The organism is Gemmatimonadota bacterium (genome assembly GCA_040388535.1).
Taxonomy (GTDB): Bacteria; Gemmatimonadota; Gemmatimonadetes; order Gemmatimonadales; family GWC2-71-9; genus Palsa-1233.
Genome location: JAZKBR010000001.1, coordinates 575,332 through 587,726, shown reverse-complemented (window position 1 = coordinate 587,726; position 12,395 = coordinate 575,332). Strand labels below are relative to the sequence as shown.

Sequence of the window (12,395 nt, the reverse complement as noted above, 5' to 3'; positions counted from 1 at the left end):
GCTGCGGTCACGACGATAGAGACGCGGGGTCGTCCTTCACGAAAGTGGCGGGCGGCCCCGCAGTCGCAACCAGTGGTTCGCACCCCGCACCCGCCAGGTGGGCCGCGTCGCCGCGAGATCCGTCAGCGGGGTGACTTCCGGACGCCACTTCAATTTGTAGGGCTCGGCCCCCGGTCCCATGTCGAACAACAGATCGCCCTGCGCGCTGCACGCTTCGATCAGTCGCGTGGTCTGCAGGATGCCCAGGCCGAATTGCGCCAGCTCCGGAGCCCAGGCGACCCGATACGAGTGCCCTACGCCGTGACTGACAAGCACCACGCTGGCCGCAATCAGCACCCCGTTGCGCCGGATGGTAAAGAGTCGCGCCCGTCCCGCCTCGGCTTCAGTGAACAACCACGCGGGAAAATCGCGGGCCGCGGTGCCGTGACGGAAGCTCGCAGTTTGCTGTTGCACGGTCTTGAGATCTGTGTGCATCCGAATGAATTCGGCCACGGCCTCGCGAAAGCCCGGGCCCACCAGTTGCCATCCCAATTCGATCGACCCCGACGCCCGCAACTTCGCTTCCCGTTCCGCCATGTTGACGGCACTGCGGCCAGGGAGCACGGGGTCGCGGGGCAGCGCGATCCGGGGCGACGGGAGGCCGGCCGTGGCGCGAAGCGAGTCGATTTCGCGGAACGGTGCGACCATCGGGTCCAGCAGCCAGGAATCCGCGCGCAAGTGCGGGAGCGCCAGCTGGTCCCACCCTGATTGCCGGATTGCGGTGCGGAGGGCTGTGCCGACCGCCTCTCCCGCTTCCGGGATGACGACGGCGTCGCAGTAGTACGCGTGCCAGTGGATCAGGGGAACCAGCCGCCGCAGGATCAGGGGACCGACCCGTTGGCGTGCAATTCCCAGCGGGAGGACACCGCAGATGCGCTCATGGCGATCGCTCACTACGAACACCAATGGCGAGACCGCTGGCTGGAACATCTGGTGGAACGCGACCACCAGCGTCGGTGCGTTGCGGGCGTTGCCGCGTGGATCACGCGCGAACAGCTCTGACCACGCCGGGAGCAGTCCGGCGAGCGCGCGCGAGGTCCGGACCACACGCACCTGCATTCGGCTAGCCGCGTCGCCGGAAGCCCGCGATTCTGGCGCGCCAGCTTTGTCCGGGAAAAGTGATTCGGTAGAGTGGTCGCATCGTGGTCTCCCAGAGATGCTTGTAGTCTTCCGTTCCCCGCCCAAGATCATAGCTGGCGCAACCACCGGCAAATGCATCTTCGATCATCAGTGCGAGGAGCAGGCGCCCCGGCGAGAGCTGCTGCCAGGCAGCGTCGTGCGCCATTCGCCAGCTGTATTGCGTATCTCGCCAGCGAAATGCCAGGTGCACCGCGACCAGTTCACCGGAGACGCGCAAGGTACCGACGCGACCATACCCGGCACGGGCTGCGCGGGCCATTACCTCGATGAGCCGCTGCACCGCCTCCGGCTCGGCGAACTCTGCCGAGTCACCGTGATCGCGCCAGCGTTCGGTGTGGCGCGCGGCGAACCACCGTACGGCCGGCTCGAGGTCGCCGAGGCTCACCGCACCAGTGAATTCGACGCTCCCGGCCTTCGACAGCCTGCGCGCGGTCTTGTGCGCCATCACGCTCACGTTCGCCGACCCGGCGACATGCGCGTTGCGGATCAATTGCGATGCGGCGACCGCGGTGCGCGATGTCTCGTCGGTCGCGGGGAAGAGGTTTCCATCGGGCCGAATGAATTGCAGGTCGCCGTGTTCCCAGTCATGTCGTTCGGCGAGCCCGGCGACCAGGGTGTCGGCCACTCCCGGAATGGCCGGGTTCACGGCGGCATCGAAGTACGAGGTGTGCCAGCGCGTGTATCCGATAAGCTGATGGCCACCGAGGCGGGTCTTGAGCGGAATGCGACGCAAGGGCAGGACGCCCGCCAGTGCGCCATCGGTGCTTCGCGCCGTGACCAGATAGGCTGCCTGAATCGGTTCCACAATTCCGCCGAGCCCGGTGACCAGCGATCCGCAGTCGTACGGTGAGCTGCGCGGGTCACTCAGTGCCAGTGCGTCCCACTCGGGGAGCAACGCGGTGACGCGCGAGGGCTCGGTGATCACCTCGATGGCGAGCGTCATCAGGGCGCAGCCCCGATCATACCAAGCCGACGCAACATCTTTCGGCCACCACCGTTCAGGAGCACCTCGTCGAGCTCCTTGACGACCTTCCGCAGCCGGTAGCGATGCATCAGCCGGCCGAGCTCGTGCGCCAGTGCCGGATCACGTGTCTCGAGCCCAGGGGTAAGGATCTCGACCCAGTCGACCAGGTCGCCATCGTGCTCCACGACAAGGCGACGAAGGAGCGTCGGGTCACGCAGTGGCGGCATGGCGGGCGATTCGAGCCCGAGTGCTCGCAGTGCTGCGGATGTCTGGAGGCACTTGTGGCAGACACCGCAGTTGTAGTCCTCACCCTGAAAGCAGACGCGCAACACGGCCAGCAGGTCCGGCGCCTGGGCGAGCGCGGCGAGCTTCTCGATCCGGAGAGCCTCCGTGCCGTGATGATGAATGCGGAGCGTGCTCGAGCTCCAGAGTGGGTCGGTGTAGGGATGCGTTCCATAGGGGCGCAGATTCTCCCACGAATTGCTCCCGGCCACGGTGTAGTCGGCCAGACCGAGCGCGTGCGGAATGGAGGCGAGCGCACCACCGATGAATTCCGACCAGTACCCGCCGGTGGCGCGGCCAACCGACTTGACGTTGGTCTGCACCGTCGTGAGGGGCAGGTGTCGTGCGGCCATCGCCTGCGTGAGCGTGGCGCCCACCGCCGACATCAGCGCCGGGTTCGGCTCGCCGTATTCGATGCCGTCGAAGAGCACCGTACCATCCGCGCCGTCGGCCGCGCGGAGCACGCTGTAGCTGCTGTCGACGCCGCCGGAGTAGCCGACCATTCGGCCGCTCGCGCTTCCGCGTGAGGCGATTTCCGGGGCAACGATGTCGACCCGCGAGAGTGCGGTGTACCAGCGGGCGAAGATCACCTGAAGTTCGGTCGTCGCGGCCAGAAAGCTGGCGTCGACCGGTGCATTGGGCGGCAGCACCAGATCGCGGCCGCTCCGCATCGCACTCAGGAGCAGTGCGGCGACGAAGGGCTCGCCGCGGAGTTCGACCGATGGCCGAGGTGGCATCGACCAGAAGAGTCTGCCGACTCCAACGTCGCCGGAGAGCGTGACGCGATCTGCGGAAGCGACGAGTGTCACGTCGCCGACGACCAGCTGGTCGCGGCTCACGAGCCGACCTCTGGCGGGAGTGGCAGCGCCGCGGCGGTGAGCACCGCGCGGTAGCACTCCCAGGCCGTCGCGAACGACAGTTGCCAGCCGCGCGCATCGCAGGCGCCGCGCACATCGCGCAGCACCCGGTCAATGAAACCGTCGAGGAGTGGCCCGGCATTCTTCTCCGGGGCGCCGTGGGTGAAGAGCTTCACGAACACGTCGTTCCCGATGCGCGGTGCGGCGTCGAGCCACGCTTCGGCGCGCCCCGGCGAGGGAGCCGCATATCCCGCCAGCTCGCCGACTTCGAGCGACGGCAGCAGCCGGTAGCGCGGGTGGGGGCGCACTGTGAGTGGACCCTGGACGCAGAGCAGGGCGTCAGCCGGTTTGGCGACGCCGCGCTCCACCAGCGCCCCAGTGTCATGCGAACGCGGGCGTGCCGGGTCATCGACGGCCCAGTAGATCGCGTTGACAATCCGGGTCTGGCAGGGGTCGGGAGCTGCCGGCAAGGTGAAGTCAGCGTAGCAGCCGAGATCGCGCAGCAGTGTCAGCTCGTGATTGAGTCCGCACCAGCGGCCATCCGGGCGGGCATTGTCGAGGGCCCAGTTGCCGTGAATGAAGCCGAAGCCCGGGCGGCCATCGATGAGGTGCAGCAGGTTGTGCCGACTCGCGAGCGTCTCGACAAAGCCGCCCATCCGGTCGAGAAAGTCGCGCTCTCCCTCGCCGTCGTGATGGATATGCACTTCCACGTCGGCGATCCCGGCTGCGGTCATCTCGGCCAGCGGCGCGAGCAGCTCGGCGCGATACTCTTCCTGCGGATAGAAGAACGTCCATCGCGGCGGCTTGCCCGAGTGATCGCGATGGCGTTCGGCGATCACGGGCCATTTGCGCTGCCAGAGATCAACCCGGCTGCGCGCGACCGTGTCGGTGGGCCTCCCCCAGTACGGTTCGTAGTGGTCGGCGAACATCAGATGGACCGTGACCGGGCGCGCCGGGTCGAAGCGATGCTGTCGCTGACGTCGGCGCGCCGCCAGGAGGCCTGGCAGCCAGAGCTGGGCATTGCGGGGAAGCTTCACGATGCCGGCTCGATCGACTCGATCAGGACATTCTGCAAAGCGTTGCGGAAGGCAGCGATCGCCTCGCGCCGATCGAGCACCTGGGTCGCGGCGCGGCGGGTCATTGCCGGCGCGTCGAGCGCCGCCGAGAGGGCATCGGCGAGCGCCACCGCTTTGCCTGGCGGAATCGCGCGACTGTGCGGTTCCAGCAATTCACTCACGCCGCCCACATCGCTCGCCACGAACGGCGTGCCGCAGGCGAGTCCTTCGAGCAGCACATTGGGAATCCCTTCCGATCGCGAGGGAAGTACGACGACATCGGCGGCCCGGTACCAGTCGGCGAGCGCCTCGTGTGCCACGCTGCCGATGAAGCGGACCTCGGCCTCCATGGACGCGGCCCGGCGGTGGAGTGCTTCGCGCTCTTCGCCATCACCAATCAGGAGCAGGAGCGGTCGCGCGCTGCCCCCACGCACATTGGGCCAGGCATCGAGCAGGACTTCGAGTCCCTTGACCGGAACCATCCGGCCCACCCAGAGGGCGATGGGTCGATCGACCGGGAGACCGAGCCGCTCGCGAGCTGCAGCGGGGTGCTCGGGATGAAACTGTGCCGCATCGACTCCGCGCTGGAAGACGCCGACGCGGTCCGCCGGCACGCCGAGCGCGATGACTCGTTCCCGCAACGGCGCTCCGACGGCGAGCACGCGGTCGGCGGCGAGCAGTGTTTCAAGGATGATCGCGCGCCGCGCCGGCTCGGCCGTGAGCAGCTGAATGTCCGATCCACCGACGAGCAACACCCCCGGCACGCCCAACTCCCGAGCTGCGGCCATGGCGACCGTGCCATCGGGATGCGCCCAGTAGCCCAGCACAATATCCGGACGCCACGACCGGGTCAGCCGCCGCACCGCAGGCAGCACTGTGAGCTGCATCCAGCGATGGTGGCCGGCGTGGGCGAGTCGCGGGGGATAGAACCAGAGCGGGTAGCGCGCCGTCGGATCAGGCTTCATGCCTGGCGTGACCCGGAGGCGATCGGTCCAGGGGACCGGCGCCACCACGCGGACATCGTCGCCCGCGTCGCGCAGCCCGGCCACGAGAGCGGCGTTGAAGGTCCCCTTGGTTGGCCGGAACGGCGTGGGCATCACGCCGGTGACCAGCAAGACGCGCATCGCCTCAGCTGCCCGGCTTTGCCTGCGGGAATGCTCGCAACCGCCGGCGCGGGAGCACGCCCCGTCCGGCTGGAACAGGTGCCTCGGTTTTCGGTTCGGAAACATTCATCTTGAGCGGCGTACCAATGAGGACGGCCGCGCCCATGCCCAGCGCCATGTAGGTAAGGGCGTAGTAGGCGTTGGCGAGGAACGAGCCGGTCACCAGCACCCCGGTCATCACCGCCAGCATATGTCCCGCGAGCACCTCTTCGTCCTTCGCCTCAGGAACGGTGTCGCGCTGCTGGACCGCGGCCTTGCGCAGCTTGCGGAGTCCACCGACGACACTCTTGCAGAGGAGCACGAAGGTCACGATGCCGGCGACACCCAGCTCCATGCCGTACTGCACCCAGGTGGAGTGGGCCGCGCGCTCGGGGCCGTTCAATTCGCCGAAGTAAGTCGGGAAGTTGGCGATGCCGTAGCCCCACGGACGCTTGAGCATCCAGACGAAGCCCTGCTTCCAGAAATAGAGTCGCCCTTCATTGCCGCTGACGTTGTAGTCGCCAGCGCCGAAATCGCTGAAGCGGTCGGCACTCCCCATACCGGTGGCCATGAGTATGAACGCGCCGACACCCGCCCCGACTAACAGGATCGTGAGCCATCGTCGCCATCCTCGCGCGCCGGCGCCAATGAGTACGGTGGCCGCGGCCATGAAGCCGAGCATGCTGCCGCGCGACTGCGTCGGGACAACCGCCATGACGAAGAGCCCGGCGACGCCGGTCCAGAACACCCGACGACGGAAATTCCCGACCGAGAGCCAGAGCGCGAGCGGGAAGGTCGTGGCGAGAATGGCGCCGAAGTCATTGGAGTCGAGCGAGACCCCGACGACCTGAAGGCGCCGCAGTTCGGGACGGCTGGCCAAGACGGCGGGATCGATCACATCGCCGTCTTCGTTGAGCACGGGCCCGTTGGGGTCGTAGGTCTTGATCACGTTGTAGGACACGGCACCGACGCAGAGCACATAGATCGCCGCCGCGAGCCGGAACGTCCGGCGATCGCGCAGGAAGACGATGCAGCAGAGAAAGATCGAGACCGAGATGATGTACCGGCTCTTGATGAAGTCGTACGACTCGCTCGGCCAGATCCCGATCGGTGCCGTCCCGATCGCAATGCCGAGGAGGATCGCCCCAAGACGCATCGGGCGGCATTGCGCCCAGAGCAGTTCCCAGCCATTCGAGGGCACCAGCAGGAGCAGCGAGGTGAGGAAGATCAGCAGCAGCGTCATTGGCAGTTTCGGGATCGCCAGCTGCACGAACACTTCCGGGAGGCGCACGACCGCATAGCCGAGATAGAGGCCGAAGAGGGCGGCCATCACGAACTCGCCGGTACCCGCCTTGCTGAGCGAGAAGCCACCGCTCTTGGTGCGCTGCCCGACGTTCGCCGTCGCGGCCTTGACCGCGCTGACGACATCGGTCGCTGTGGGTTCATTCGCCCCGAGGGTGGTCATACCTGCTCCTTCGCCGTTGATGCGGTCGCCAGTCGATTGACGACTACCTGCAATTTACCCGCCGCGGTGAGCGGAATGTCGGTCACCCGCTCGAGGTCGAGACGCAGCGCGATACCAGCCGTTGCCGCCACCTCCCGCCGGAGCCACGCCTCGTCGCTGTCGCGCCATTCGGGAGCCACCAGCCTGACCGTGACGGCCGCGGGATCATCCTGGATCACCTGAAACTGACGCACCGAGGCAAGCTCCTTCAGGATGTGCGGGAAGAATTCGCCCGGGAGTGACCGACCATCGGGTGTTGTCAGCACGTCGAGCCGTCGGCCAGTGACTTCCCGCAGCAGGGGGAGGCCGCGACCACAGCCGCATGCGTTCCCGCCGGCGATCGCCCGGTCCCCGTTGGCATACCGGATGAAGGGCATGCCGTGGTTGGTCAGGTCGGTGATGGTCACGTTGCCGACCTCACCTTCGTGCACGGGGTGGCCGTCGTCGTCGAGGATCTCGACCAGCAGGTGTTCCATTGTCAGGTGGAGGCCCTGGTGAAAATCGCACTCCGCTCCGATCAGCATGAACTCACGCGAGCCATAGGTCTCGAAGACCGGCGCGCCGAAGACCCGTTCGATGGTCGTTCGCTGATAGTCGTGCAGCTTCTCGGCACCCACGACGATCGAGTGCGGCCGATACGGCGTGATGCCGCTCGCCTCGAGCATCCGGGCGAAGGTGTAGAGCGCGTTGGTGTAGGCCACGATGGCGTCGGGCCGGGTCGACTCGAGCGAAGCGACGAAGCGGGGAAGGTTTGCCTCACTGAGGTCGAAGCAGCTCTCGGTATGCCGACGATAGAGCCGGTCGTAGAGCCGCACCTTCTTCTTCTTCCACTCTGCTGCAGAGCTGGGCGGCACGCCCCAGAGGTACCACTGGCGCGTGCCCGGAGCCGCTCCGGCCCAACCGTAGCCCCGGTGCCACGCGGCCATCCGGCGATCGTTGCTGTCGAAGTCGAGGTCGAACTGCAGCGGCACGCCACTCGACCCACCCGTCGCCTTCGCGATCAACCGGGTGCCGGGCGTCGTCGAGCGCATCGCGACTCGATTGGCGCGAATCGTATCGCGGTCGATCACCGGCCACCGCCGGAACGCATCGAGCGACGTCGCGTCGGCGGCATCGAGGCCTATCGCGCGCCACTGTTCGGCGTACCACGGTGAGGTTGCCTGCGTCGTGCGCAACAGCGCCTGCAGTCGCTCGAGCTGGAGCGCGGCGAGTTGTGCCGGAGTCCACCATTGCGATGCCTCCAGCGCACCCCAGTAGGGGAACACCGGCCGACGATGCCAGCCGCCCTCATAGACACGGATCAGCCCGCGCCGCACGCGCACGTCGAGGCGATCACTCACGTGACTGCCGCCGCGCCGAGGCGCTTGCGAAGCAGGCGCAGGTAGAGCTCCTCATATTGCCTGACGGTGTTGTCGAGCGAGAAATCGCGCGCGACTCGCGCGCGACCCGCCACCCCGAACGCGTAGGCACGCGCCGGATCGGCGATGATGGCCAGCATTCCCTGGGCCAGGGCCTCGGGGGTGCGCGAGGGCACCAGCAGCCCGGTCTCGCCCGGGATCACCACCTCGCGATTTCCGCCGACGTCGGTGGCAACCACAGGGAGCCCGGCCGCCATCGCTTCGAGCAGGGTCAGCGCAATCCCTTCACTCAACGACGAGAGGACGAAGAGGCCGGCGTGATCGAGCATCGGCCGTACATCGTCGTGGAAACCGTGGAAGGTCACCACGTCGTCGAGGTGAAGGTCGTGTGCCAGTCGTTCGAGGCCGATCCGCTCGTCGCCATCACCCACGATATCGAGATGGAACCGCGGCTCGGCGTCCGCGACGAGGCGTGCCGCGCGCAGCAGCGTCGGCTGATCCTTCACTTCGTTGAGTCGTGCCACGTGCACCGCGCGGAACGCGGCCCCCGGCGGCCGCATCGGCGGCACCGCGCCGAGGTCAATGCCGTTCCGGATCACCTGGATCCGGTTGACTGGCACACTATCGACCGTGCGGGCCACTTCTGCGGCGTCTTCAGAGACCGGCACCAGCGCATCGGTGAGTCGGCCGGCGATCCGTTCGTACCACTGGCCCTTGATGGTGAGCAGCTGATTGCGACCGTGCTTGGTATGGACCAGCACTGGGACACCAGCGGCAACTCCGGTGAGCGCGCCGAACTGGTGCGGTGTGGGGTTGTGGGTATGCAGGATCGCTGGGCGGTGCTGCCGCAGATACCGGTGCATCGCGCGCAGCGTGCCGAGCGAACCACCGCCGACCGGATGATCGAGCACATCGACCGGAATGCCGAGCGCCTCGAAGCGCGGTGCGAGTTCGCCGCCCCGATGCAGGCAGAGCACGCGCGGCGCGAAGCGATCACGGTTGGCGTTCGCAGCGAGCGAAAGCACCACCATCTCCTGGCCACCGATGGCGACGGAGAAGACGCAGTGCACCACACCCCACGGCGGGCCGGCGGGCTTCACGAGACCCTCCGGCAGCGGAAGCCCACGTACGACCAGCGGCCCGGAAGCGAGAGCACGTGTCCGGTCGTGTTGAGCGCGGCAAGTACCACATCGGCGGGAGTGCGGATCCGGTCGAGCGGCGGGTCGTAGAAGCCGGCGTGAGATTCGATGGCGAATCCCTGCGCCGTGAGCCAGTCGCGGAAGGTGGCGAGTGTGCCGTCCCAGACCTTGATCTGGTTGCTGCTGCCGCTGCTCCAGCCGGGCGCGCCGCGATTCGGTTTGCGCAGTCGACTCAGCGTCATCCACATCGAGTCGGGATTCTGGATCGTAACGACCAGTTCTCCCCCGGGCCGCAGCACCCGATGGCATTCGGCCAGATAGTGTTCGGGGGAAGGGACGAAATGCAGCACCACGGTCGAGAAGACCGCGTCAAAACTGGCGTCGGCGTAGTCGAGGCCGTCCGTTGGGCACTGCGCAAACCGGATCGGAGCGTATTCCGCAGCGGCAAACTCGACCCGCTCGGTGCCGACATCCACCCCCTCGATCTCGCTGAACTGCGGTGCCAGTCGGGCCGTGAGATCGCCCCAGCCCGCGCCATAGTCGAGCGCCCGCCCCGAAAGCCCCGCGGCGAGCTGGACAACGGTCGCGGCGCGCCGGGCCTGATGCGCATCAGGGCGGGCCCCACGCCGGAAGTGCGGCGGTGGCAGCGGAGTCGACGCCGTGGTCACGCGCGCGAGGTGCTCATCAAGCGCTGGCACCGAGTGGTGCGTCACCGAGCGCGCGCACCGAGCGGTCAGTCGGATCGCCTCGGAGTGCGGCTGGAATCCTGGGACGCAGATACTTCACGGCCGCGCGCGAGAGCAGGTCGGCGATCCGGTTGGGGACGAAACAGAAGCGGGCAACCGAGAAGATCCGGCGCCGGAAGGCCCAGTTCTTCAGGAACTGCTCGTTATAGAAGTTCCAGCCCCAGCGCTTCTCGAATTCGCGATGACTCGATTCGACCAGTTCGTCGGACCAGCGGAAGAAGAAGAAGCGCAGGTCCTGCAGCGTGGGCCGGAGGTGGATATTGTCGAACACCACTTCGGCGCGCGGCTCGCACCAGATCGGAATGCCGAGGCGATGCAGCTGGATGCCGAGATCGATATGCTCGCGGACGACCATGGCCGGGAAGTCGAGCTGCTGCAGCACGGCAGTTTCAGCGAAGAAGGTATGCAGTTCGAAGAAGTCGATAGTCCACGGGCCGGCCGGCACATCCTCACGGGCGGCCCGACGGAACGGCTTGTAGTCGAATACCAGATCCTTCCCCTCCACTGTCACCTTGCGCAGCTCCGAGTGCGACACGTGCACCCGCATCGTCAGGTGGCGATCGTCGACGTCGAGACCTTCGCGCTCGAAGGTGAGCGGGAGGATAACGCGCATTCCCTCCTGCTCCGCCGACTGCAGCAACCGCGTCATCCAGCCCGGGGTCACGAAGGTGTCATTGTCGACCCAGCACGTGTACTTGGTCGAGATCCGCGCGACATAATCGCGGAAGGCCATCATCGGGATGGTCCGACCGCAGGGGACGATTTCGAACGGGACCGCGGCACAGAGCGCCCGGAGATTCCGCAACGTGCTTACCGAGTAACCGAAGTCGAGGAAGGCGAGGCGAAAACCCGCGGGCGTATGCTCGATGATGGAGCGAGTGCACTCCTCGACGCTGCTGAAACGGTCGCGCGGGACGACAACGATGGTCACCTGTTCGGTCATACGGCAGCTCCAGTCCTGGTGGCGCGGCGAGAAAACAGATTCTGATACAGCGCGAGATGGCGTTCGGCGCAAAGGGGTGCGCCGAAATGACTCTGCGCACGGAGGAGCGCGGCATCGCCCATTCGGTGACGCGCCCCGGCGTCACCGGTCAGCGCGACGATGGCGTCGGCGAGTGCAGACAGGCCGCCGGAAGGCACCAGCCGCCCGGTGACCTCGTCGACGATGATTTCCGGCAACCCTCCGACGGCGGTGCAGATCACCGGCAACGCGGTGGCCATCGCCTGGACCACCACCAGCCCGAAGGCCTCGAGGCGTGGCGCATGGACCAGCAGGTCGGCGCCCTGCAACCACCGCGGGATGTCGGATCGGAATCCGCCGATGGTGACCCGGTCACCCAGCTGCTGGCGGGCCGACTGATGCAGCGCCTCGAGGCGCGCGGGTGAGCCGCCACCAAGGAGGGCGAGGTGCCAAGGGTGATCGCTCATTCGCGCGGCCGCCAGGCCAAAGGCGTCGACCACCTGGTCGATCCCCTTCTCCGGGCCGGAATGGCCGATCGCCAGCGCGAGGATGGTGTCTGGGGCGAGACCGAGCTCCGCGCGGAGGGCGTCGCGGACCGACGGTTCCGGATGGAACGTCTTCAGGTCGACCCCAAGCGGCACGACTTCCACCCGGTCAGCCGCCATCGGCGACTCGGTCAGGAAAAACCGGCGCCGTTCCTCGGTCGCAGTGACCACCCGGTGGATGAGCGGGAGGGTCAGTCGGTTGCGCAGCCGATCCCTCACTCCGGCCGACTCGAGGCCGAGGGTGCGGTGGAAGGTCATCACGGCGCGGAGCGACGGGTTTGCCACCCGTAGCGCCGACGCAACATACTGACTTCCGGCGTCGTGCGCGTGGATCAGGTCGACCTGCCTCGTGCGACAGACTCGCCGGACATCGGCAAGTTCCCGTAGCGTCGGGCGACCTGCGATCTCAAGTCCTTCGTAGTAGTCGACTTGCTGGGCCAGATGGGCGAGTTCCGCTGGGGGATTTCGCAACGCGAGCAGGCCACATTCCACCCCGAGCCGACGGAGGTGGTCGGTCAGCGTGAGGATAGCGTCGCGGCGCCCCCCAGTGGCGGCCGATAGCGTGACGTGCAGGACTCGCATATACCTTACTCTCTAGCAAGAACCGGGGCACTCGGCCCGTGACTTGCTCCGGTACCTCGTTGCCACCCCTTTTTCCTCTTC

At 67.0% G+C, this 12,395-nt stretch carries 11 protein-coding genes; all 11 read right to left on the bottom strand.

Annotated features, from left to right (window positions below):
* Positions 1-36: 36 nt before the first annotated feature.
* The 11 genes from V4558_02725 to V4558_02675 are packed head-to-tail and all read right to left on the bottom strand — an operon-like array spanning position 37 to position 12,314.
* A complete protein-coding gene (locus V4558_02725) occupies positions 37-1,092 on the bottom strand; it encodes a GNAT family N-acetyltransferase (GenBank protein MES2304386.1) in 1,056 nt (351 codons plus the stop codon).
* Positions 1,093-1,102: 10 nt separating this feature from the next.
* Complete coding sequence (locus V4558_02720; GenBank protein ID MES2304385.1) at positions 1,103-2,122, bottom strand: GNAT family N-acetyltransferase; 1,020 nt, start codon at positions 2,120-2,122, stop codon at positions 1,103-1,105.
* Positions 2,122-3,264, bottom strand: coding sequence for a hypothetical protein (locus tag V4558_02715; GenBank protein MES2304384.1), 1,143 nt, complete (start codon positions 3,262-3,264; stop codon positions 2,122-2,124). Before V4558_02715 ends, V4558_02720 begins: the two co-directional genes overlap by 1 nt.
* Positions 3,261-4,319, bottom strand: coding sequence for a hypothetical protein (locus V4558_02710; GenBank protein MES2304383.1), 1,059 nt, complete (start codon positions 4,317-4,319; stop codon positions 3,261-3,263). Before V4558_02710 ends, V4558_02715 begins: the two co-directional genes overlap by 4 nt.
* Positions 4,316-5,461: a glycosyltransferase gene (locus tag V4558_02705; GenBank protein ID MES2304382.1), complete on the bottom strand. Its 1,146-nt coding sequence runs from the start codon at positions 5,459-5,461 to the stop codon at positions 4,316-4,318. The genes V4558_02710 and V4558_02705 overlap by 4 nt, the downstream gene beginning before the upstream one ends.
* A gap of 4 nt (positions 5,462-5,465) precedes the next feature.
* Positions 5,466-6,944 (bottom strand): O-antigen ligase family protein, encoded by a 1,479-nt coding sequence (locus V4558_02700; protein ID MES2304381.1) that lies wholly within the window; start codon positions 6,942-6,944, stop codon positions 5,466-5,468.
* Positions 6,941-8,323 (bottom strand): phenylacetate--CoA ligase family protein, encoded by a 1,383-nt coding sequence (locus V4558_02695; GenBank protein ID MES2304380.1) that lies wholly within the window; start codon positions 8,321-8,323, stop codon positions 6,941-6,943. Before V4558_02695 ends, V4558_02700 begins: the two co-directional genes overlap by 4 nt.
* A complete protein-coding gene (locus V4558_02690; GenBank protein MES2304379.1) occupies positions 8,320-9,441 on the bottom strand; it encodes a glycosyltransferase in 1,122 nt (373 codons plus the stop codon). The genes V4558_02695 and V4558_02690 overlap by 4 nt, the downstream gene beginning before the upstream one ends.
* Positions 9,438-10,178, bottom strand: coding sequence for a class I SAM-dependent methyltransferase (locus tag V4558_02685; protein ID MES2304378.1), 741 nt, complete (start codon positions 10,176-10,178; stop codon positions 9,438-9,440). The genes V4558_02690 and V4558_02685 overlap by 4 nt, the downstream gene beginning before the upstream one ends.
* The gene (locus tag V4558_02680; protein MES2304377.1) at positions 10,165-11,169 is read right to left on the bottom strand and encodes a glycosyltransferase; all 1,005 of its coding nucleotides are present in this window, start codon (positions 11,167-11,169) and stop codon (positions 10,165-10,167) included. The genes V4558_02685 and V4558_02680 overlap by 14 nt, the downstream gene beginning before the upstream one ends.
* Positions 11,166-12,314 carry a glycosyltransferase family 4 protein gene (locus tag V4558_02675; protein MES2304376.1) on the bottom strand — a complete coding sequence of 383 codons (1,149 nt, stop codon included), beginning with the start codon at positions 12,312-12,314 and terminating at the stop codon, positions 11,166-11,168. Before V4558_02675 ends, V4558_02680 begins: the two co-directional genes overlap by 4 nt.
* Positions 12,315-12,395 lie beyond the last annotated feature (81 nt).